The 21,674-nt window shown below is 70.8% G+C and carries 16 protein-coding genes; 10 read left to right on the top strand and 6 right to left on the bottom strand.

Annotated features, from left to right (window positions below; genetic code table 11):
* Positions 1-38 precede the first annotated feature (38 nt).
* The 5 genes from ACIGQF_RS01125 to ACIGQF_RS01105 form a co-directional block, all read right to left on the bottom strand.
* Positions 39-269, bottom strand: coding sequence for a formate dehydrogenase subunit delta (locus tag ACIGQF_RS01125; RefSeq protein WP_399703784.1), 231 nt, complete (start codon positions 267-269; stop codon positions 39-41).
* Positions 270-3,089: a formate dehydrogenase subunit alpha gene (fdhF, locus tag ACIGQF_RS01120; RefSeq protein ID WP_399703781.1), complete on the bottom strand. Its 2,820-nt coding sequence runs from the start codon at positions 3,087-3,089 to the stop codon at positions 270-272.
* Positions 3,086-4,699 (bottom strand): formate dehydrogenase beta subunit, encoded by a 1,614-nt coding sequence (locus ACIGQF_RS01115; RefSeq protein WP_399703779.1) that lies wholly within the window; start codon positions 4,697-4,699, stop codon positions 3,086-3,088. Before ACIGQF_RS01115 ends, fdhF begins: the two co-directional genes overlap by 4 nt.
* Positions 4,696-5,178, bottom strand: a complete 483-nt coding sequence (locus ACIGQF_RS01110; RefSeq protein ID WP_399703776.1) for a formate dehydrogenase subunit gamma — start codon at positions 5,176-5,178, stop codon at positions 4,696-4,698. Before ACIGQF_RS01110 ends, ACIGQF_RS01115 begins: the two co-directional genes overlap by 4 nt.
* Before the next feature lie 108 nt (positions 5,179-5,286).
* Positions 5,287-6,084: an acyl-CoA dehydrogenase family protein gene (locus tag ACIGQF_RS01105; RefSeq protein WP_399703773.1), complete on the bottom strand. Its 798-nt coding sequence runs from the start codon at positions 6,082-6,084 to the stop codon at positions 5,287-5,289.
* 418 nt (positions 6,085-6,502) lie between these two features.
* Between ACIGQF_RS01105 and frc the strand changes: the two genes are divergently transcribed.
* The 7 genes from frc (at position 6,503) to ACIGQF_RS01070 (ending at position 18,053) form a co-directional block, all read left to right on the top strand.
* Complete coding sequence (frc, locus tag ACIGQF_RS01100) at positions 6,503-7,735, top strand: formyl-CoA transferase (RefSeq protein ID WP_399703770.1); 1,233 nt, start codon at positions 6,503-6,505, stop codon at positions 7,733-7,735.
* Between the two features lie 3 nt (positions 7,736-7,738).
* Positions 7,739-9,868, top strand: a complete 2,130-nt coding sequence (locus ACIGQF_RS01095; RefSeq protein WP_399703767.1) for an acetate--CoA ligase family protein — start codon at positions 7,739-7,741, stop codon at positions 9,866-9,868.
* Between the two features lie 110 nt (positions 9,869-9,978).
* Positions 9,979-11,379, top strand: coding sequence for an OFA family MFS transporter (locus ACIGQF_RS01090; RefSeq protein ID WP_399703765.1), 1,401 nt, complete (start codon positions 9,979-9,981; stop codon positions 11,377-11,379).
* Between the two features lie 185 nt (positions 11,380-11,564).
* Positions 11,565-13,295 carry an oxalyl-CoA decarboxylase gene (gene oxc / locus ACIGQF_RS01085; protein WP_399703762.1) on the top strand — a complete coding sequence of 577 codons (1,731 nt, stop codon included), beginning with the start codon at positions 11,565-11,567 and terminating at the stop codon, positions 13,293-13,295.
* Positions 13,296-13,555: 260 nt separating this feature from the next.
* The gene (locus ACIGQF_RS01080) at positions 13,556-16,516 is read left to right on the top strand and encodes a TIR domain-containing protein (RefSeq protein WP_399703759.1); all 2,961 of its coding nucleotides are present in this window, start codon (positions 13,556-13,558) and stop codon (positions 16,514-16,516) included.
* Positions 16,513-17,154: a hypothetical protein gene (locus ACIGQF_RS01075; RefSeq protein WP_399703756.1), complete on the top strand. Its 642-nt coding sequence runs from the start codon at positions 16,513-16,515 to the stop codon at positions 17,152-17,154. Before ACIGQF_RS01080 ends, ACIGQF_RS01075 begins: the two co-directional genes overlap by 4 nt.
* Positions 17,155-17,177: 23 nt before the next feature.
* Complete coding sequence (locus ACIGQF_RS01070) at positions 17,178-18,053, top strand: DUF4231 domain-containing protein (RefSeq protein WP_399703754.1); 876 nt, start codon at positions 17,178-17,180, stop codon at positions 18,051-18,053.
* A 43-nt stretch (positions 18,054-18,096) separates the two neighbouring features.
* Here the strand turns inward: ACIGQF_RS01070 and ACIGQF_RS01065 are convergent, their stop codons facing one another.
* A complete protein-coding gene (locus tag ACIGQF_RS01065; RefSeq protein ID WP_399703751.1) occupies positions 18,097-19,110 on the bottom strand; it encodes a helix-turn-helix transcriptional regulator in 1,014 nt (337 codons plus the stop codon).
* 92 nt (positions 19,111-19,202) lie between these two features.
* Here ACIGQF_RS01065 and ACIGQF_RS01060 point away from each other — a divergent pair, with 92 nt between their 5' ends.
* The 3 genes from ACIGQF_RS01060 to ACIGQF_RS01050 all read left to right on the top strand — a co-directional run bounded on the left by ACIGQF_RS01060 (position 19,203) and on the right by ACIGQF_RS01050 (position 21,635).
* On the top strand, positions 19,203-19,601 hold the full coding sequence (locus ACIGQF_RS01060; RefSeq protein WP_399703749.1) for a VOC family protein: 399 nt from the start codon (positions 19,203-19,205) through the stop codon (positions 19,599-19,601).
* A 126-nt stretch (positions 19,602-19,727) separates the two neighbouring features.
* Positions 19,728-19,970 (top strand): DUF6411 family protein, encoded by a 243-nt coding sequence (locus ACIGQF_RS01055; RefSeq protein ID WP_399703746.1) that lies wholly within the window; start codon positions 19,728-19,730, stop codon positions 19,968-19,970.
* A gap of 102 nt (positions 19,971-20,072) precedes the next feature.
* Positions 20,073-21,635 (top strand): pectinesterase family protein, encoded by a 1,563-nt coding sequence (locus tag ACIGQF_RS01050; RefSeq protein ID WP_399703743.1) that lies wholly within the window; start codon positions 20,073-20,075, stop codon positions 21,633-21,635.
* Positions 21,636-21,674 lie beyond the last annotated feature (39 nt).

The raw sequence follows: 21,674 nt of genomic DNA, 5'->3' as shown, positions 1-21,674 counted from the left end.
GTGTGCGTCGCAGTCGCAGTTCCGTCGGTGCGTCCTGCTCAGCCCTCCGGACCCGTCAACAGCCCCACCGCCGCGATGACGTCGGGGTGCAGTCCCGCCGCCCCCTCGGCGGCGAACCGGGACAGGCGGGTGCGCATTCGTGGGTCCCAGAATCTGCGGATGTGGCTTGCGACGGCTTCGGCGGCCTGGTCGTCGGGCAGGTGCCGGAAGGCTCTGGCGATGTCGTTCGCCAGCCGGCATTCCGGCGGTAGGGGCGTGGTGGTACTCATTCAGTCCCTCACCGCCAGTGAGTCGTTCTCGACTGCCTCAGTGCTGGTGCCACCGCGGGTACCGCCGACCAGCCCCACCTGTACCGCGGTCACCTTGTACTCCGGGCAGTTGGTTGCCCAGTCCGATATTTCGGTGGTTACCACGTTGGCGCCGGTCACGGGATGGTGGAAGGTGGTGTAGACGACGCCGGGCGGCATGCGGTCGGAGACGGACGCGCGGAGTGTGGTCTCACCGACGCGGCTGGTCAGCCGGACCGTGTCGCCGTCGTCGATGCCGCGTACCTCGGCGTCGTGCGGGTGTACCTCCAGGAGGTCCTCGGCGTGCCATGCCACGTTGCCGGTGCGCCGGGTCTGCGCCCCGACGTTGTACTGGCTGAGGATGCGGCCCGTCGTCAGGATCAGGGGGAAGCGCGCGGTGGTGCGTTCGTCCGTCGGTATGTAGGTGGTGACTACGAACCTGCCCTTGCCGCGGGTGAAATCGTCGACGTGCATGGTCGGTGTGCCTTCCGGCGCCTGGGTGTTGCACGGCCACTGGACGCTGCCGAGCTTGTCCAGCAGTTCGTAGGAGACGCCCTGGAAGGTGGGGGTGACCTGTGCGATCTCTGTCATGATCTGGCTGGGGTGGCCGTACGACATGGGGTAGCCCATGGCGGTGGCGATGTCGCAGATGATCTGCCACTCGTGCTTGCCGGTCTTCGGCGGCATCACCGCACGTACCCGGTTGACGCGGCGTTCGGCGTTGGTGAAGGTGCCGTCCTTCTCCAGGAAGGAGGCGCCGGGCAGCAGGACGTGTGCGTACTTCGCCGTCTCGTTGAGGAACAGGTCCTGCACCACCACCAGCTCCATCGACGCGAGCGCGGCGGTGACGTGGTTCAGGTTCGGGTCGGACTGGGCGATGTCCTCACCCTGGACGAACAGGCCCCGGAAGTCGCCGTCGATCGCGGCGTCGAACATGTTGGGGATGCGCAGCCCGGGTTCGGGAAGCAGCTCGCGGCCCCACAGGTTCTCGAAGACGGTACGGACCGCGTCGTCGGCGACGTGGCGGTAGCCGGTGAACTCGTGCGGGAAGGAGCCCATGTCGCACGAGCCCTGTACGTTGTTCTGGCCGCGCATCGGGTTGACCCCTACGCCCTCGCGGCCGACGTTTCCGCAGGCCATGGCGAGGTTCGCCATTCCCATGACCATGGTGGAGCCCTGGCTGTGCTCGGTGACACCGAGGCCGTAGTAGATGGCTCCGTTGGGCGCCTGCGCGTACAGCCGGGCGGCTGCGCGCAGTTCTGCTGCCGGGACGCCGGTGATGGGTTCGGTGGCCTCCGGGCTGTTGTCCGGGCGGGCGACGAACTCCGCCCACTCCTCGAAGCCTTCGCACCGTGCCGCGACGAAGGACTTGTCGGTGAGGTTCTCGGTGACCACCACATGTGCGAGGGCGTTGATGACGGCGACGTTGGTGCTGGGCTTGAGCTGGAGGTGGTGTGCGGCCTCGACGTGCGGTGAGCGCACCAGGTCGATGCGGCGCGGGTCGATGACGATGAGGCCCGCGCCCTCGCGCAGCCGGCGTTTCATCCGGGAGGCGAAGACGGGGTGCGCGTCGGTCGGGTTGGCTCCGATGACCATGATGACGTCGGCCTTGGCGACCGAGCGGAAGTCCTGCGTGCCGGCGGATTCGCCGAAGGTCTGCTTCAGCCCGTATCCGGTGGGGGAGTGGCAGACCCGAGCGCAGGTGTCGACGTTGTTGTTGCCGAAGGCGGCGCGCACCATCTTCTGGAGGACGTAGACCTCTTCGTTGGTGCAGCGGGAGGAGCTGATGGCGCCGATCGAGCCGGGGCCGTGGCGCTGCTGGATGTCCCGCAGTCTGGTGGCGACGGTGGCGATGGCCTCCTCCCATTCGACCTCCCGCCACGGGTCGGTGGTCTTCTCGCGCACCATGGGCTTCAGGACGCGGTCGGGATGGGTCGCGTAGCCGAAGGCGAACCGGCCCTTCACGCAGGAGTGGCCCTCGTTCGCGCCGCCGTCCTTGTAGGGCACCATCCGCACCAGCTCGTCGCCGCGCAGCTCCGCCTTGAAGGAGCAGCCGACGCCGCAGTACGCGCAGGTCGTGACCACCGAGCGGGTGGGCATGCCGAGGTCGACGACGGACCGTTCCTGGAGCGTGGAGGTCGGGCAGGCCTGGACGCACGCACCGCACGAGACGCAGTCGGAGTCCTGGAACAGCTCGCCGGCACCGGGGGAGACCCTGGAGTCGAAGCCGCGGCCCTCGATGGTCAGGGCGAAGGTGCCCTGCACCTCGCCACAGGCCCGTACGCAGCGCGAGCAGACGATGCACTTGGACGGGTCGAAGTCGAAGTAGGGGTTGCTCACGTCCTTCTCGGCGTCGAGGTGGTTCTCGCCCTCGTACCCGTACCTGACCTGGCGCACCCCGACGACGCCTGCCATGTCCTGCAGCTCGCAGTCGCCGTTGGCCGGGCAGGTGAGGCAGTCCAGTGGGTGGTCGGAGAGGTACAGCTCCATGACGCCCCGGCGGAGCTTTTCCACCTTGGGTGTGTGGGTGCGCACCCGCATGTTCTCGGCGACCGGTGTGGTGCAGGAGGCCGGGGTGCCCTTGCGTCCGTCGATCTCGACGACGCACAGCCGGCAGGAACCGAACGCTTCGAGGCTGTCCGTGGCGCAGAGCTTGGGTACGTCGACGCCGGCCAGTGCTGCCGCACGCATGACGGAGGTGCCCCGCGGCACCGTCACGGCCAGGCCGTCCACCTCCACCGACACCGTTGCCTCCCCGGGACGTTCCGGGGTGCCGAAGTCGGGTTCCTTGAGCAGACTCATGCCGTGCCCTCCGTCCTGGCAGCGTCCGCCTGCGCGGGCCGTACCGTTCCGCGTCGATCGCGGGCGAGGAAGTCGTCGGAGAAGTGGGTCATCGCGCTGCGCACCGGCATCGGCGTCAGGCCGCCCATGGCGCACAGTGAACCCTCGGTCATCGTCTCGCAGAGGTCTTCGAGGAGGGCGAGGTTGTCGTCGCGCTGCTCACCGGAAACGATTCGGTCGATCACCTCGACACCGCGTACCGAACCGATCCGGCACGGGGTGCACTTGCCGCAGGACTCCGCGGCGCAGAACTCCATCGCGAAGCGGGCCTGGGCTGCCATGTCCACGGTGTCGTCGAAGACCACGATGCCGCCGTGGCCGACCATCGCGCCGGCCGCAGCGAATGCCTCGTAGTCCATGGGCAGGTCGAACATCGAGGTGGGCAGGTAGGCACCCAGCGGGCCGCCGACCTGGGCCGTACGGACCGGGCGCCCGGACAGCGTGCCGCCGCCGTAGTCCTCGATCAGCTCGCGCAGGGTGATGCCGAACGCGGTCTCCACGATGCCGCCGCGGGCGATGTTGCCGCTGAGCTGGAAGACCTGGGTGCCGCGCGAGCGTTCCACGCCGAGCTCCTGGTAGGCCGGGGCGCCGCGGTCCAGGATCACCGGCACGGTGGCGAGCGTGAGTACGTTGTTGACCACGGTCGGCTTGCCGAAGAGCCCTTGCAGGGCCGGGATGGGTGGCTTGGAGCGGACCATGCCGCGCTTGCCCTCCAGGCTCTCCAGCATGGAGGTCTCCTCGCCGCAGATGTACGCGCCGGCGCCGACCCGCACGTGCAGGTCGAAGGAGAGGCCCGAGCCGAGGACGCGGTCACCGAGCCAGTGGTGCTCGCGGGCGATGTCGATCGCTGCGCGCATCGTGGCCACCGCGTCGGGATATTCCGAGCGGATGTAGAGGTAGCCCTCGCGTGCGCCGACCGCGTGCGCGGCGATCGTCATGCCCTCGATGAGCATGAACGGGTCGCCCTCCATGACCATGCGGTCCGCGAAGGTCCCGCTGTCGCCCTCGTCGGCGTTGCAGCAGATGAACTTCAGCTCGTCGGCGCAGTCCAGTACGGTCCGCCATTTGATGCCGGCCGGGAATCCCGCGCCGCCCCGGCCGCGCAGGCCGGACTCGGTGACCGCGGCGACCACGTCGGCGGGCGGGAGTTCCAGTGCCTTGCGCAGCCCTTCGAGGCCGCCGTGCTGTACGTAGTCCTCGGGGGAGAGGGGATCGGTGATCCCGACCCTGGCGAAGGTGACCCGGGTCTGGCGGGTCAGCCAGGGCAGTTCGTCCACGACGCCGAGCCGGCGGGCATGGTCGGCACCGTCGAGCATGCCCGCGGCGACGAGGTCCGCGACGTCCGCGGGGGCGATGGGCCCGTAGCCGATCCGGCCGTGCGGCGTCACCACTTCGACCAGCGGCTCCAGCCAGAGCATGCCCCGGGAGCCGTTGCGTACCACCTCGACCGGCCGCCCCTGTTCGGCGGCGGCCCGGCGTACGGCGTCCGCGACCGCGTCGGCGCCGACGGATCTCGCGGCCGAGTCGCGGGGGACGTACACCGTCACGGGGGAGTCCGGTACGACTGTCATGAGGAGACCGCCTCGTCGAGGAGTGCGTGCAGTCGGTCCGGGCTCATCCGGCCGTGCACCGTGCCGTCGATCTGGACGGAGGGCCCGAGGGCGCAGTTGCCGAGGCAGAAGACCTGCTCGACGGTGACGGCACCGTCCACTGTCGTGTCGCCCGGCGGGATGCCGAGCCGTTCGCGGGCGCGGGCCATGAGCGCGTCGGCGCCGAGGGCCTGGCAGGCTTCGGCACGGCAGATGCGTACCGTCGTACGGCCGGCCGGCTCGCGGCGGAAGTCGTGGTAGAAGGAGACCACTCCGTGCACGTCGGCGCGGGAGAGGTTGAGTTCCCGGGCGAGCTGCGCGATCGCCTCGTCCGGTACGTGCCCGAGTTCGGCCTGGACGGCGTGCAGTATCGCCAGCAGGGGGCCGCGTTGGCCTCGATGGGCGGCCACGATCGCGCTGATCGTGGCTTCCGTCGGCACATCACGCACGCTTGTCGTCATGATCGCTCCACCTCACCGTCGAGCGCGAGAGTCCTGCCGCGGCGCAGCGTATACACGTAGACTGTATACGGTCTACCGTCCGTAGCCTCCCGGTTGTTCCTCCGGTGGTCACGAAGCCGGCAGCTTTTCCCCGGCGGCCGGGACGGCCGTGCCGCCCCGGTCCCGGACGGTGGCCTCCGGCGCGCGGTCGGGCCCGCTCGCCACGGGCGTCGCGGCCAGCCACGGCAGGACGGAGCCCAGTACGAGGTCGAGCCCGCCGCCGTTCGGCCCGAGCATCGCCCCCGCCGGGACCAGGACGGGATCGGCGCAGACCGTGGAGGTCGCGCTGCCGCGCGGACCCGCGCCGTCCGGCCGGGCCGGGACGAACAGGCCCGCGGCGTCCGCCGGTACGAGCCAGAGCGTCATCCCGTCGCGCCCGTCGACGGGCCGGGAGGACCAGAGGTAGCTGTCCGCCTCCGCCGCCCCGACCACGTCGCGCTTGCGCGCGCTGAGCGCCACGACCTCTCCGGTGCGGGTCGCCGTCGAGCGCGTCCCGGGAGCCGGCGCCGCTGTCGCGCTCTCGCCGGCCTCCGTCAGCGCCAGTGTGCTCAGATGCTCTCCGGCGGCGATCCTCCGGCGCAGCCAGGGGCTGCCGTAGGCGTCGATGACGGCGACGGCCGCGTAGTGGGAGCGCAGTACGGCTCCGGTGGCCGGGCAGACGCGGGAGATCTCCCGCACCACCTCGGCGGCCTCGGCCGGGCCCCGGCCCCCGCCGCCGGCTTCGGCGGAGACGGTGAGTCCCAGGAGGCCGGCCCGGCCCAGCGCGCGCACGGAGGCGCGGGGGAACCGTCCGCGACTGCCGGCCTGCTCGGCGCAGGGTTCGATGACGCTGGTCATGACGTGGGAGAGGCCGGTGCGGTACGACATGGGGCGCCCCCTGGAGTCTTGGCGGAGTGGTGTGCGACGGCTGTCGGGCACGACTCGGAAGGCGGTCGCGGGGTCGCGTCCGCCGTGCTGATTGCATACAGTATTCCTTCGGTGCTCGGCTGCGAACCCCCCTCGAGGTAACGCGATCTGATGCGAAGTCACCGGACGTGGTACGCCCCTTGCGTCACACCTGGAACTTCCCGCGCGGCCCTGGACACCCACGTATTGCATACAGTATTCGTTGCTCTGGGCCCCGCAGTCGTACGGCCAGTCGGCCCGCACGCCGGGCAGCCACGGCGAGGAGGTTCGTTGCGCTCTTTCCTCCGGTCACACAGGCCGCCACCCCGAACATCCGGTGCGACCCGCACGCCTGTGTCCCGGAACCACGGACCCACCACGGACAAGTGAGGTGACCACAGTGACGACCAAGGCACTCGACGGCGTACGCGTCCTCGACATGACGCACGTACAGTCAGGCCCCTCCGCCACGCAGTTGCTGGCCTGGTTCGGCGCCGACGTGATCAAGGTGGAGGCGACGAGCGGCGACATCACCCGCAAGCAGCTGCGGGACGTCCCGGACGTCGACTCCCTCTACTTCACGATGCTGAACTGCAACAAGCGCAGCATCACCCTCAACACCAAGACCGACCGCGGCAAGGAGCTGCTCACCGAGCTGATCCGGCGCAGCGACGTGATGGTCGAGAACTTCGGGCCTGGCGCGGTCGACCGGATGGGGTTCACCTGGGACCGCATCAAACAGATCAACCCGCGACTGGTCTTCGCCTCCATCAAGGGCTTCGGCGAGGGCCCGTACACCTCCTACAAGGCGTACGAGGTCGTCGCCCAGGCAATGGGCGGCTCCATGTCCACCACCGGTTTCGAGGACGGCCCGCCCACGGCCACCGGCGCGCAGATCGGCGACTCGGGCACCGGCGTGCATCTGGTGACCGGCATCCTCGCGGCGCTCCTCCAGCGCGAGAGGACCGGGCGCGGGCAGCGGGTGACGGTGGCCATGCAGCACTCGGTGCTGAACCTGTGCCGCGTGAAGCTGCGCGACCACCAGCGGCTGGCCCACGGCCCGTTGAACGAGTACCCGAACGACGACTTCGGTGAGGAAGTGCCGCGCTCGGGCAACGCCTCCGGCGGCGGACAGCCTGGCTGGGCCGTCAAGTGCGCGCCCGGCGGCCCCAACGACTACGTCTACGTCATCGTGCAGCCGGTCGGCTGGGAGCCGCTCGCGAAGCTCATCGGCCGGCCCGAGCTGGCCGAGGACCCGGACTGGAACACCCCGGAGGCGCGGCTGCCGAAGCTGGACAAGATGTTCCAGCTGATCGAGGAGTGGTCGGCCACGCTGCCCAAGTGGGAGGTGCTGGGGGCGCTCAACGCCCACAACATCCCGTGCGGTCCGATCCTCTCCACCAAGGAGATCATCGAGGACGAGTCGCTGGCCGCCAACGGCATGATCGTCCAGGTCGAGCACCCCGAGCGCGGCACCTTCACCACCGTCGGCTCGCCCATGAAGCTCTCCGACTCCCCGGTGGAGATCACCTCTTCGCCGCTGCTCGGCGAGCACAACGAAGAGGTGTACGGGAGCGAACTCGGGCTTTCCCAAGAGGAACTGGCGCTGCTCAAGGCGAACGGAGTGATCTGACCCATGACGTTCGACACGAAGGCCGTGCGCGAGGTACTGGACGCGGCCCGGGCTGAGGGGCGTACGGCCCTGACGGCCCCCGAAGGCAAGCGGATCACCGACGCCTACGCCATCCCGACACCTGCCGAGGAGCTGGCGACGACCGCCGACGAGGCGGTGGCCCTGGCGGACCGCATCGGCTTCCCGGTCGCCATGAAGATCGTCTCCCCGCAGATCCTGCACAAGACGGACGCGGGCGGGGTACGCATCGGCGTGGCCTCGGTGGAGGAGGTGCGCGCCGCGTTCACCGAGATCGTCACCAACGCGAAGGCGTACGACCCGGCGGCCCGCATCACCGGCGTGCAGGTGCAGCAGATGGTGCCGGCCGGTCAGGAGGTGCTGGTCGGTGCCGTCACCGACCCCACCTTCGGCAAGGTCGTCGCCTTCGGGCTCGGCGGTGTGCTGGTCGAGGTGGTCAAGGACATCACCTTCCGCCTCGCCCCGGCCGGCCACGACGACGCGCTGTCGATGCTCGACTCGATCAAGGCGGCGGACGTACTGAACGGCGTGCGCGGCGGCAAGGCCGTCGACCGGGAGGCGCTCGCCGGACTCATCGTCAAGGTCTCCCAACTGGCCGCCGACTTCCCCGAGATCGCCGAGGTGGACCTCAACCCGGTCTTCGCGACGGAGGACGGGGTGATCGCCGCCGACGTACGCATCCTGCTCACCGACGAGCAGCCCGCCGAGCGGCGCCGCTACACCCGCGAGGAGATCCTCGGGGCGATGCGGCGGCTGATGGAGCCGCGGTCGGTCACCGTCATCGGTGCCTCGAACGAGCAGGGAAAGATCGGCAACTCGGTGATGCGCAACCTCATCGACGGCGGCTTCCCCGGCGAGATCCACCCGGTGAACCCCAAGGCCGACGACATCCTGGGCCGCAAGGCGTACAAGTCCGTGACCGACGTGCCGGGCGACGTCGACGTGGCGGTCTTCGCCATCCCGGCGAAGTTCGTGCCCGCGGCTCTTGAGGAGGTGGGCCGCAAGGGCATCCCCAACGCCGTGCTCATCCCCTCCGGCTTCGCGGAGACCGGCGAGCACGCGCTGCAGCAGCGGATCGTGGACATCGCCGAGGAGCACGGGGTACGCCTGCTGGGCCCGAACATCTATGGCTATTACTCGCCGTGGCAGGACCTGTGCGCCACCTTCTGCACCCCGTACGACGTGAAGGGCGGCGTCGCCCTCACCTCGCAGTCCGGCGGCATCGGCATGGCCATCCTGGGCTTCGCGCGCACCACGAAGACCGGCGTCTCGGCCATCGTCGGCCTCGGCAACAAGTCCGACGTGGACGAGGACGACCTGCTGACCTACTTCGGCGAGGACCCCCACACCCAGTGCATCGCCATGCACCTGGAGGACCTCAAGGACGGCCGCGCGTTCGTCGAGGCGGCCCGCGCCACCGTGCCGAAGAAACCGGTCGTGGTGCTCAAGGCCGGGCGGACCAGCGCGGGAGCCAAGGCGGCCGGTTCGCACACGGGCGCACTCGCCGGCGACGACGCCGTCTACGACGACGTGCTGCGCCAGGCGGGCGTGATCCGCGCGCCCGGACTGAACGAGATGCTGGAGTACGCCCGGGCACTCCCCGTCATGCCCGCACCGAAGGGCGACAACGTCGTCATCATCACGGGGGCCGGCGGCTCCGGCGTGCTGCTCTCGGACGCCATCGTCGACAACGGGCTGTCGCTGATGGAGATCCCGCCGGACCTCGACGAGGCGTTCCGCGGCTTCATCCCGCCCTTCGGCGCCGCCGGCAACCCGATCGACATCACCGGGGGCGAGCCGCCCGCCACCTACGAAGCGACCATCCGGCTCGGCCTGGACGACCCCCGTATCCACGCGCTCGTACTGGGCTACTGGCACACGATCGTCACCCCGCCGATGGTCTTCGCCGAGCTGACGGCGAAAGTCGTGGCCGAGGCGCGGGAGAAGGGGATCGAGAAGCCGGTGGTGGCGTCGCTCGCGGGCGACGTCGAGGTCGAGGAGGCCTGCCAGTACCTCTTCGAGCACGGTGTCGTCGCCTACCCCTACACCACGGAGAAGCCGGTGGCGGCGCTGGGCGCGAAGTACCGCTGGGCACGCGCGGCAGGACTGCTCTAGGACGCCGGGTCCGTACGCGGACGCAGCGGCCGCCACCACGGCCGCGTGGAGGAAGGAAGGGGTGAGACAGGAGGCGCAGTTCGGGTTCTTCTCAATGCCAAGGGGACAACATGACCTCAGAACGGCAGCAAGTCCCCGGTGGGCCAACGACGGCGTACCGGGAAGTCACGGACAGCAGAGGACGCGTATACCGACTGGGCGAGACGGACCGGGACATCCTCGGTCACTCGCGCAAGCTGATGGTCTACCTTCCGTGGATCGCGATGATGGCCATCAGCGTGTCGGAGTACGCCTATGGATCGGCGGAGGACACACTCGGGCACGCCCACGGCTGGAGCCAGACGGACACCTTCTGGATCCTCAGCATCTGGGTCTTCTCCCAGGCGGGCATCGCCTTCCCGGCCGGCTGGCTGCGGGAGCGGGGCATCCTCACCGCCAGGAGTGCCATGTACATCGGCGCGGTGCTGAACCTCATCAGCTTCGCGAGCCTGTCGCACATGGACAACGTGTGGCTCGCCATCCTCGGCTTCGGTGTGGTGGGCGGCATCGGTTCCGGCCTGGTGTACGCCACGTGCATCAACATGGTGGGCAAGTGGTTCCCGGAACGGCGCGGAGCGAAGACGGGATTCGTGAACGGCGGCTTCGCCTATGGCGCGCTGCCCTTCATCTTCATCTTCAACTACGCCTTCGACACCAGCAACTACAACGAGGTGCTGGACCTCATCGGCGTGTACGTGCTGGTGATCGTGGCCGTCTGCGCCTATTTCTTCAAGGATCCGCCGAAGAACTGGTGGCCGAGCCATGTCGACCCGCTGACGTACGCCAGCGCGCCGAAGAACACCCGCAGCCTCCAGAAGAACCCGCCGGCGGTGCGGCAGTACACGCCCAAGGAAGCCATGAAGACCGGTCGGCTCCCGCTGATGTGGTTCAGCCTGGTGATGTGCGGCGGTGTGTCGATCTTCGGCATCTCCTTCCAGGTCGCCTTCGCCAAGGACGTCGGCTTCGGGCCGCTGGTGGCGGCGTCCTCCATGGGCGTCATGTCCGTCGTCAACGGCGTCGGCCGGGCGATCACCGGCTGGCTGTCCGACATGCTGGGCCGCAAGCAGACCCTGGTGTACATCATCGTGATCCTGGGCCTGGCCCAGTTCGGTGTCATCTGGGCCGGCAAGACGCACAACGAGTGGCTGTTCCTGGCCTTCGCCTTCCTCTCCGGATTCGGCGGCGGCGCGTTCTTCCCGATGTTCGCGGCCCTCACGCCGGACTACTTCGGTGAGAACTACAACGCCACCAACTACGGCATCGTCTACAGCGGCAAGCTGGTCAGCGGTCTCTTCGGCGGCGGCATGGGCGCGATAGTGGTCGAATCCTGGGGCTATTACGGCGCCTACGCCCTCGCGGGTGTGATCTCCATGGCCTCGGCGCTGGTCGCCCTCACGCTGAGCCAGCCGGGCCGGCCCAGAGCCCGGGGCATCACCCCCAACCCGCAGCCCATCAGCCGCGAAGCGGTCTGACGGCCGCGAGCCGCCCGACGGGCAGGGCCGGCGAACGACCGACGGGTGTGCGTGCAGTGCGCCCCCGTGCCGCACGCACACCCGCCCGGGTGCGGCCGGAGACAACCGCATGCCCGAGTGCCCGCGAGTTCCATGACGTACTGACGTACGACTCAGAGCGCAACCGTCCAGGGAGGATCCTGACCATGACCGACGCAGCCATCCCGGAAACGGCGAACGGGGGTGCCGACGACGCCCCGGCCACCCTCACCGACGGAATCCATCTGGTCGTCGACGCGCTCAAACTCAACGGGGTGCAGAACCTCTACGGTGTGGTCGGCATCCCGATCACCGACCTGGCGCGCCTCGCCCAGCGCGAAGGGCTCCGCTACATCGGCTTCCGGCACGAGAGCGATGCCGGGCACGCCGCGGCCGCGGCCGGATTCCTGACGAAGAAGCCCGGCATCTGCCTGACGGTGTCCGCTCCGGGGTTCCTCAACGGCCTCGTGGCGCTCGCCAACGCCACCACGAACTGCTTCCCGATGGTCCAGATCTCCGGGTCCAGCGAACGGCACCTGGTCGACCTCCAGCGGGGCGACTACGAGGAGATGGACCAGCTGGCGGCGGCCAGGCCCTTCGCCAAGGCGGCGTACCGCGTCCACCGCGCCGAGGACATCGGCCGCGGCATCGCCCGCGCCATCCGCACCGCGGTCTCCGGCCGTCCCGGCGGCGTCTACCTCGACATCCCCGCCGCCGTCCTGGGCGAGGTCATCGACGCCGGGAAGGGCGCGGCCTCGCTGTGGGCCCCCGTCGATCCCGCGCCGCGCCAGCTGCCCGAACCCGAAGCCGTCGACCGCGCGATCGACCTCCTCGCCAACGCCGAACGGCCGCTGGTCGTCCTGGGCAAGGGGGCCGCCTACGCACAGGCGGACGCGCAGATCCGCGAGTTCATCGAGGCCACCGGAGTGCCCTACCTGCCGATGTCGATGGCCAAGGGCCTGCTGCCCGACGACCACCCGCAGTCGGCGGCCACCGCCCGGTCCCTCGCCCTGCGCCGCGCCGACGTGGTGATGCTCGTCGGCGCGCGGCTCAACTGGCTCCTCGGACACGGCGAGGCGCCGCAGTGGAGTCCGGACGCCAAGTTCGTCCAGGTCGACATCGCCGCCGCCGAGATGGACAGCAACCAGCCCATCGCGGCGCCCCTCGTCGGTGACGTGGGCTCGGTCATGGAGGCGCTCACCGAGCGGAGCAAGCCCGGCCGGATCGCGGTACCGGGCCAGTGGCGGGAGGAACTCGCCGCCCGCACGGAACAGAACGTCGCCAAGATGGCCAAGCGCCTCGAAGCCGCCAGGACCGCGAGCCCCATGAAGTTCATGGGCGCCCTGCAGGCGATCCGCGACGTGCTGGCGGAGAACCCGCGCACCTACCTCGTCAACGAAGGGGCCAACACACTCGACCTCGCCCGCAGCGCCATCGGCATGTCGTCCCCGCGCCGCCGGCTGGACAGCGGTACCTGGGGCGTCATGGGCATCGGCATGGGCTACGCCATCGCGGCCGCCGTCGAGACCGGCGAACCGGTCGTCGCGCTGGAGGGCGACAGCGCCTTCGGATTCAGCGGCATGGAAGTGGAGACCATCTGCCGCTACCGCCTCCCCATCGTCACCCTCGTCTTCAACAACAGCGGTGTCTACCGGGGCGACGGCGCCTCACCGACCGACGACCCGGCCCCGACCGCCCTCCAGGCCCGCCACGACGTGATGATCGAGGCCTTCGGCGGCAAGGGGTACCGGGCGACGACGCCCGCCGAGGTCGCCGCCGCGCTGCGCGAGGCCCTGGCGGCGCGCACGCCGGCCCTCATCGACTGCGTCATCGACCCCTCGGACGGTACCGAGAGCGGCCGGATCGCCCACCTCAACCCGAAGGGCATCGGCGGCTGACCCCTCTCGGGCCGTCCGGCGGCCCGGCTTGTACGAGGCATACCGTCCGGCTCCGCTCCTGCATGGGCAGGGGCGGAGCCGGACGGTGCGCTGCCGGAACCCCGCACGGCCCTCTTCCCCCTTCCGTCCCCCTCTGCCAATCTGTGTCGTCAGCATCGAAGTGGTTGGACGCGTACAGCGGCTTCCGGGAGTCTGGCACCGTGGTGAGGGTCCCTCGTTTCCTGGCCCCACGCCGATTATCCGGCGGCGGGCCCCCTGCCGTGCCCCAGGAGCCGCGGGAGCCCGAGGACGGGTACGCGTACGACGCGTTCATCTCCTACAGCAGGGCCGCCGACGGTGACGTGGCCCGCGGCCTCCAGCACGGCCTGCACGCCTTCGCCAAACCGTGGTATCGGCTGCGTGCCCTGCGGGTCTTCCGCGACGAGGGCAGCCTGGCCGCGAGCTCCCAGCTGTGGAGTTCCCTCCGGGAAGCGATGGACGCGTCCCGCTTCTTCGTTCTCCTGGCCTGCGAGCAGTCCGCCCGGGCGCCCTGGGTCGAGCAGGAGGTCGAGTACTGGTGCACCCACCGGGGCGTCGACAACCTCGTGATCGTCCTCACCGACCCGCCCCCCGACGGCAGCCGTCAGCCACCCGGGATGGCCTGGGACGCGGCCCTCGGCGACTTTGACTGGCGGCGCACGACCGCACTGCCGAGATGCCTGTCGGGCCGCTTCCGGGAGGAGCCCAACGCGGTGCTCCTGGGGTGGGCCCGCACCAGGCCGGAACTGTCGCTGCGCGACCCGGAGTTCCGCACCGCGGTGGCCACGCTGGCGGCCCCCCTGCACGGCATCGCCAAGGACAAGCTGATCGGCGAGGACATCCGCCAGCACCGCAGGTCGCGGCGCCACGTGCTGCTGACGACCGCCGTCCTGGCGGCCCTCGCCGTCATCGCCGCTCTCGCCGCCGTCACCGCTGTGCAGCAGCGGAACACGGCCCGGGAGCAGACGGCGCTGGCCGAGGTCCGCCAGTACGCCGCGCAGTCCCGCAACGCCACCGACCCGTACGCGGCGCTTGCCTACGCCATCGCCGCGGAACAGCGCGTCACCCCGCCCCTCCCCGAGGCCCGTGCCGCGTTCGCGGCGGCGGTACGCGGCCTCGACTCGTGGCAGGCGCGGCTGGTCGGTGAGGTTCCGGCGCAGGGCTTCTTCGACGCTTCGGTGCGATGGTCCCCGGACGGTTCGCGGATCTGGGTGGCCGACACGGTCGGGGGAGTGGCCCGCTGGAACGTGCGGGAGGGCAGGGCCGCCGTCCCGTACCGGAAGCCGGCCGAGCTCACATTCGATCGGCTGCGGCTCAGCTCGGTCCGGTGGAGCGGGGACGGCCGGTCGATGCTGCTGGCCCGCAGGGAATCCACGTACGGCCCGCCGTCTTACGCCGTGCGCGACAGCGCCTCCGGCAAGATCACCGCAGGGCCGTACGCGCTGCCGGACGACTACACCATCGTCACCGCCATGGAGTTCTCCCGGAAGGGGGACACGCTCGCCGTGGCCTCGGGCCGGGACGGCGTCAGCCTGTGGAGTGTCGGGACCGGCCGACCGCTCGTGAAGGATCCGCTGCCCCGGTCGCGGTCATCGGAGAGGATCTACAGCCTTTCCTGGTCGCCCGACGGCAGGTTCCTGTGCTCCCTCGCCTATGAGTCCCTCAAGGTCTGGGACGTACGACGGGGCAGGCTGCTGTGGACCGCGCGGGCGGGGCGCGAGTACATGAGGCCGGCCTGGTCGCCGGACGGCCGTCGTATCTCCGTCGGGAGCAGGGACGGGCGCATCACTTGGCATGACGGGCGTACGGGGAAGGTCACGGCCGCTTCGTCCGACCGGCTCGGCGACGGGGTCAGTGAGATCAGCTGGTCACCCGATGGCACTCGGGTGGCCGCGGCCGACTTCGCCGGCACCCTCCGGCTGTGGGATCCGGACACCGGCGAACCGGTCGGCCCGGCACTCGGCCGCGACAGCAGCCGCTCGCTCACCGGCGGACTCGCCTGGTCTCCCGACGGCCGTTTCCTCGCGGGCACGTTCGTCAGCGACGCGTCGGACGGTCAGAACGGGCCGGCGAGGTCCGTCATGCGCGTGTGGGAGGTCGCACCCCCGCCACCCCCCGAGGCCCGCTTGTCCGGCCCCACCGAGGCCATCAGCTCCGTGGCCTGGTCGCCGGACGGCCGTCACATCGCCGGCGGCAGTGGCGACGGCACCGTGTGGGTCTGGGATCCCCGTACGGGAAAACCTGTCCTCGACAGCCCGCAGCGGCGGCGCCGGGCGGGCGACGACGTCACGGCCGTCGCGTGGGACCCGAAGGGGCGTCGTCTGCTGAGAGTGGGGCACGACGGTCTGCTGCCACGTACGCTGCCCGGCGGTGCGGACACCGGCGCGCACTGGTGGGGCAGCGGCGGTGCCACCGCCGCTGCCTGGTCCCCGGACGGGACGCGTGTCGCCTCCGGGACGCGCGACGGTACGGTCCGGATCTGGCACGCCACCACCGGAAAGCCCGTGCGCCGTCAGCCGCGGGACGCCACCCGAGGGGCGGAGGAAACCGGGCGGGGGGCGCGCTCCGTGGCCTGGTCCCCGGACAGCCGGCACGTGGCCGCCGTGCTGCCCGATGGCTCGCTGCACCTCTGGGACGCGGCGAGCGGGCAGCCCTGGGGTGCCGCGCCGAAGGAGTCCCCGCATCTGGGGCGCAGCATGGCCTGGTCGCCGGACGGCAAGCTGATCGCCGTCGGTGGCGTGGACGGCACTATCCGGTTGTGGGACGGCGAGACCGGTAAACCACTGCCGGACGTTCTGACCTCCGGTGACAGCTCCGTCGAGGCGCTGGCCTGGTCCCCGGACTCCACGCGGCTGGCCGCGGGCGACGGTGCGGGGACGATCCGCTGGTGGGAGCCGCGCCGGGACGCCCCGCCACAGCTCAGGGAGAAGGCGCACGACGGGCGCGTCACGGCCCTGAGCTGGTCCCCGGACGGTACCCGGCTGGTCAGCGGCGGTGCGGACGGGGCGGTGCGGCTGTGGCGGGGCAGCACCGAACGGCACCTGTGCCGCCTGGTCGGCAAGGCATTGCACCGCACACGGAACACCCCCGAACTGACCGGCGCCACCGGCGTCGCCGCACAGATCTGCGCCGACCCCTCGCGCATCCGCGACCAACCGGTCCTACCGCTCCAGCCGCACTCGACCGAGGAGAGCAGACGATGACGCGCTCCGTTCCCAGTGTCAGGCCCAGTGTCCGGCGGCCCCTGGGCCGTCCACTTCTGTTGTGCCTGTCCGTTCTCCTGTCGCTGCTCGCGACCCTGCTCGTCGCCGGCTGCGGTGGCTCCGAGGAGGGCGGCGACGCGAAGGGCAAGGACCACTCCCGCACCACGGAGGCCACCGGCGGGAAGCCCTCGTCGGATGAGCCCGGCTCGCCCGGAGCGACGCCACTGGCGGACACGGACTGGGCCACCGTGATCGACGACATCGACTGCACCGGCGCGGGCAACGAAGGGGTCGAGATCCTGGACACCCGGTTCGCCGACGTACGCGGTACGGGAGTGCCCGACGCCTTCGTCTGGTTCACCTGCCGCCACCAGGCCTCCACCTACCCGCAGCAGTTGGAGGTGTACGACGGTTCGTCGCCGCCGGAGGCCCCGCGGCGTATCGGGGTGCTTCTCAGCGCCGGGGAGAAGGCGAACGGCCCTGGACCGAGGGTAGGCGGCGTCTCTTTCTCCGGGAAGTCCGTGACGCTCAACCTCGCCGCCTACACTCCTGACGACCCTTTCTGCTGCCCTTCGTTGCGGGTCGAGCGCACCTTCACCTGGAACGGCAAGAGCTTCGAGCGGAAGCCGGGTAAGTAGGACGGGACATCGAACGGGGGACCATGCCTGCATACGAGGACTTTCCGGCACTCTTCAGGGCCGCCGACGTCAACTCCATGCGAGGACAACGGCGTTATCTGCTGGCGACCAAGTGCCAGCTGGGGGCGCTGATCGCGGCGGCCGCGCTAGGGGTGTTCAGCTGGCAGGTCAACGGCGCGGACGTCGCAGCGGCCGGATCGGTGGTGGCGTTCTGCGCGGCCGTGGTCACCGAGGTGTATCTGCTCAAGGAACGTCCGGACCGCATCTGGTACGAGGGGCGCGCGGTCGCCGAGTCCGCCAAGACACTCACCTGGCGCTATATGGTCGGCGGCAGCCCGATGGGCACCGAGGAGACCGAGGACGAAGCCGCCGCCGAGTTGCTGCTGACCCGGTTCGCCGAGATCGAGGCCGATGTCGAGGCCGCCTGGCTCGTCCCCGACGGGGGCACCCCGGAGCAGGTCACCAACGGGATGATGCGGGTGCGCCGGCTGCCCCTGGAGGAACGCCGGGCGATCTACCTGCACGAACGCATCGAGGGCCAGCGTGAGTGGTACGGCACCAAGTCGCGGTGGAACGAGCGCCGGAGCACGGTGTGGGCGCTCGCTCTCACGGTCCTCGAACTGCTCGGGGTCTGCGCGGGCGTCGCGAAGGTGACGGGCGTCATCGACGTGGACCTGCTCGGTGTGTGCGCGGCGCTCGCCGCGGGCGGCACCGCGTGGGTGCAGACCAAGCAGCACAAGACCCTCGCCGTCGCGTACGCCGTCGCCCGGCACGAATTGGCGACGATCGCCTTCCGCGCCCAACGCCCGGAAACCGAGGCGGAATGGGCGACCTTCGTGGCCAACGCCGAGGACGCCGTCTCACGCGAACACACTCTGTGGCGCGCTTCCCACATGTGAGGCGCCCATGCGTCTCTCGGCAAGACACCAACGCGTCCCCCGCTCAGCCTTGGCGGGCGCGGTGTGCGAGGCGGTCGGCGAGGGCGAGGACGCGGTCGCGGAGTTCGGCGGGGCGCTCGATGACGAAGGGCAGGTCGAGCGCGGCGAGTACGGGCGGCACCCAGTCGAGCCGCTCCGCCCGAATCTCGACGCGCAGCCAGGACCCGGGCGTCCCGCTCTCGCCCGCCGCGGCCTCCAGTTCCTCGCCCGTCGCGGGCTCCAGCTCCTCCAGGGTCGCGACACCGGCGGGAAGACGGGTGCGGATCTGTTCGGCTGTCCCCTGGATCCGCAGGGTCACCTCGTGCCGGTACTCGGCCGTGGCGAACCCTGACAGCACGCGCTGGGCCGGGCCCGGCCCCTCCGGCACCTCGAACGATCCGGGCAGGGGCCGCGCGTCCGCGATGCGATCGAGGCGGAAGGTCCGGTCCTCGCCGACCCCGGCGTCCCTGCCCGTGACGTACCACCGGCCCGCGTGGGCGACGATCCCGTACGCGTGCAGCGTCCGCTCGCTGCGGCGGTCCGTACGGTCGGTGTACCGGATCGCGACCGGCCGGCAGTGGCGCACCGCGTCGGCGAGGGTCAGCAGGACCTCGGCGTCCGGGGTGTCGAACTCGCCGGGCCGGTCCGTGAAGGCGATGGACTCCAGCAGCGCGTCGAGCCGGTGGGCGATGTGCCGGGGCAGCACGCGCCGGATCTTGGCCGCGGCCGTCTCGCTCGCCGTGTGCTCCGCGGTCGTCAGCCCCGTTCGCCGGCCGGCTTCCAGGCCGAGCAGTACGGCCAGCGCCTCGTCGTCGCCGAGCATGAGCGGCGGCAGGCGGTAGCCGGGGGCGAGCCGGTACCCGCCGTAGCGGCCGCGCACCGACTCCACGGGCACGTCGAGGTCGAGCAGGTGGTCCACGTACCGCCGCACGGTGCGCCCGTCGACGCCGAGCCGGTCGGCGAGCTCGGCCATGGTGCGGGTGCCGCCCGACTGCAGCAGCTCCAGGAGTGTCAGTACGCGGCCGGTGGGTCGGGGCATGTGCCCAGCGTACGGCGCATACTGGACCGATTCTGTCCCCTATCTCTCCTAGCCTGCGGAGCGCACGACTTCAGCACTGCCGAGGAGAACCCATGAACTTCGTCTCGATCCGCATCATCACCGGCGACGTCGCACGCCTCGTCGACTTCTACGAGCGCGCCACGGGGGTGGCGGCGACCTGGGCCACCGAGGAGTTCGCCGAAATCGGGACTCAGTACGCCACCCTCGCGATCGCCGGCTCCCGCACCGTCGACCTGTTCGCGCCGGACTCCGCCCGCCCGGCGGCCAACCACAGCGTGATCATCGAGTTTCTCGTCGACGACGTGGACCGTGTGCACCGGAACCTGACGGGCTTCGTCACCGACTTCGTCAACGAGCCCACCACCATGCCCTGGGGCAACCGGGCACTGCTGTTCCGCGACCCGGACGGCAATCTCGTCAACTTCTTCACCCCCGTCACGCCGGCGGCCATCGAGAAGTTCGCGCGCTGACTCGCCGCGTCGCGGTCCCCGTGGGCCGGCTGCGGATGGCTTGCCGGTGCCGTACGGCAGTGACCGCGCCGCATGGGCCGGGCCTTGCGGGGCACACGGGACATACGCCTCGACCAAGGAGCCTCCATGATGATTCTCGGCATAGTCGCCGTATGCGTCGTTCTGGCAGTCCTGGCCTTCCTGGTGCCCCGGCTGTCCCGGCACCCGCAGCGTGGCACCCAGCGCACGCTGCACGCCGGGTCGCGGGCCGGCGGCAAGGCCCCCGGCCTCCTGGGCCGGGCCCTCAGCAAGCCCTTCAGCAGCAGTTCCAAGGCCGTGGGCCGCAGTGGGTCGGCGGGTCGGCGCGCCCGCGGCCGGATGCCGTTCTAATACCGGAACCGGCACCGGCCCGCCCACCCGGCAACCTTTCCCGCCTCACCGGCGACCACCGCCCGAAGAGAGCCGACAAGCGACTTCGGGAGAGGCCGGGGAATGACCACACAACGCGACAGAACACTTCGTGCGCGCAAGGGACGGCACGGGCGGCGCGGAACCGGTGCCGGGTGGGGCCTGGGAGCGGGCGTACCGCTGGGCGTGCTCGTCGCCACGGGCCTCGCCTGCGGCGGTGCCTTCGGCGCTTTCGGTGCGACGGGCGCGGAAGCGGTGGAGGGCACCGGCGGCGCCGGGCGGACCGCCGCGGCGGCACCCGCCCGGGCCGGAGAGGCGGCGGACGGCTTCGCCTCCGTGAACGCGCTCGGCCAGAACGGCACCTACGGCGGGCGGGACGGGAAGACCGTCACCGTACGGTCGCTCGCCGACCTGGAGAAATACGCCACCGCCGCCGAGCCGTACGTCATCGTCGTCGACGGCGCGATCACGATGGATCCCAAGGGCAAGGAGATCAAGGTCGCCTCCGCCCCGCTCGTGCAGCGCGGCAACGTCTTCAAGGGCACCGAGGGGCGCAACGAGAGCGGGGGAGCGGCCTTCGACCCGAGGACGTACTACCCGTACACGCTCGACCCTGCCGCCGATGTGCCCGGTCTCGTGAAGTCCGGTTCCGGGCCGCGCGCCACGCTGGGCGCCAAGGCGGCCTCCGCGGCCACCACCCTCACCGTCGCCGCGGACGGCAGCGGGCAGTACCGCACCGTGCAGGCCGCCGTGGACGCCGTGCCGTCCGGCAACACCTCGCGGACCGTCATCGCCGTCAAGCCGGGAACGTACCGGGAGGCGGTGCAGGTGCCGGCGAACAAGCCGCACGTCACGATCCAGGGCACCGGAGCGACCGCGGCGGACGCGCAGATCGTCGAGGGGCGGTCGGCGGGGACGGCCAAGCCGGGCGGCGGTACGTACGGCACCTCCGGCAGCGCCACGCTCGCCGTGGAGGCCGACGACTTCCAGCTGCGCAACCTCACCGTCAGCAACGACTTCGACGAGGCCGCCCATCAGGGCCAGGAGGGCCACCAGGCGGTCGCGTTGCGTACCGCGGCCGACAAGGTGCTGCTCCGGCAGATCGTCGTCAAGGGCGACCAGGACACCCTGCTCCTCGACACCGCTTCGAAGGACAAGCGCGGGCGGGTGTACGTCGACCGGTCCACCGTCGTCGGCAACGTCGACTTCGTCTTCGGCCGGGCCACCGCCGTGCTCGACCGGTCCGTCCTCACCTTGAAGAAGCGCTGGGACGGGACGTCGGCCGGGTATGTCACCGCGCCGTCCACGGCCGCCGGGAACAAGGGCTTCCTCATCAACGACTCGGTCGTCGAGGGCGGCGTCGGCGACCGCAGCCACTACCTCGGACGGCCCTGGCACGCGGGCGGCGACGCCACCCTCGACCCCCAGGCCGTCGTCCGTAACACCCGTCTGAGCGCCGCGGTGAAGACCGCCCCCTGGACGGACATGGGCGGCTTCTCCTGGAAGGACGACCGCTTCGCCGAATACGCCAACACCGGGCCGGGCGCGGGACCCGCCGGTGCGGACCGCCCCCAGCTGACGGACCAACAGGCGACCGCGTACGAGATCGTCGACTGGCTGGGGGACTGGACGCCGTCCGCGTCCTAGCCGGCTCAGAGCCCGGCTCAGAGCCCGGCTCAGAGCCCG

Origin of the sequence: Streptomyces sp. NPDC053560, assembly GCF_044544605.1 — a bacterium.
In the GTDB taxonomy this organism is placed as follows: domain Bacteria; phylum Actinomycetota; class Actinomycetes; order Streptomycetales; family Streptomycetaceae; genus Streptomyces.
Note: the sequence above shows the minus strand (reverse complement) of the source record. Positions and strands in the feature narration are given on the sequence as shown.

Excerpts from the sequence above, each read along its gene's own strand:
- ACIGQF_RS01125 (WP_399703784.1), bottom strand. The coding sequence starts at position 269 with ATGAGTACCACCACGCCCCTACCGCCGGAATGCCGGCTGGCGAACGAC.
- fdhF (WP_399703781.1), bottom strand. The coding sequence starts at position 3,089 with ATGAGTCTGCTCAAGGAACCCGACTTCGGCACCCCGGAACGTCCCGGG.
- ACIGQF_RS01115 (WP_399703779.1), bottom strand. The coding sequence starts at position 4,699 with ATGACAGTCGTACCGGACTCCCCCGTGACGGTGTACGTCCCCCGCGAC.
- ACIGQF_RS01110 (WP_399703776.1), bottom strand. The coding sequence starts at position 5,178 with ATGACGACAAGCGTGCGTGATGTGCCGACGGAAGCCACGATCAGCGCG.
- ACIGQF_RS01105 (WP_399703773.1), bottom strand. The coding sequence starts at position 6,084 with ATGTCGTACCGCACCGGCCTCTCCCACGTCATGACCAGCGTCATCGAA.
- ACIGQF_RS01095 (WP_399703767.1), top strand. The coding sequence starts at position 7,739 with ATGACGTTCGACACGAAGGCCGTGCGCGAGGTACTGGACGCGGCCCGG.
- ACIGQF_RS01090 (WP_399703765.1), top strand. The coding sequence starts at position 9,979 with ATGACCTCAGAACGGCAGCAAGTCCCCGGTGGGCCAACGACGGCGTAC.
- oxc (WP_399703762.1), top strand. The coding sequence starts at position 11,565 with ATGACCGACGCAGCCATCCCGGAAACGGCGAACGGGGGTGCCGACGAC.
- ACIGQF_RS01075 (WP_399703756.1), top strand. The coding sequence starts at position 16,513 with ATGACGCGCTCCGTTCCCAGTGTCAGGCCCAGTGTCCGGCGGCCCCTG.
- ACIGQF_RS01070 (WP_399703754.1), top strand. The coding sequence starts at position 17,178 with ATGCCTGCATACGAGGACTTTCCGGCACTCTTCAGGGCCGCCGACGTC.
- ACIGQF_RS01065 (WP_399703751.1), bottom strand. The coding sequence starts at position 19,110 with ATGCCCCGACCCACCGGCCGCGTACTGACACTCCTGGAGCTGCTGCAG.
- ACIGQF_RS01060 (WP_399703749.1), top strand. The coding sequence starts at position 19,203 with ATGAACTTCGTCTCGATCCGCATCATCACCGGCGACGTCGCACGCCTC.
- ACIGQF_RS01055 (WP_399703746.1), top strand. The coding sequence starts at position 19,728 with ATGATGATTCTCGGCATAGTCGCCGTATGCGTCGTTCTGGCAGTCCTG.
- ACIGQF_RS01050 (WP_399703743.1), top strand. The coding sequence starts at position 20,073 with ATGACCACACAACGCGACAGAACACTTCGTGCGCGCAAGGGACGGCAC.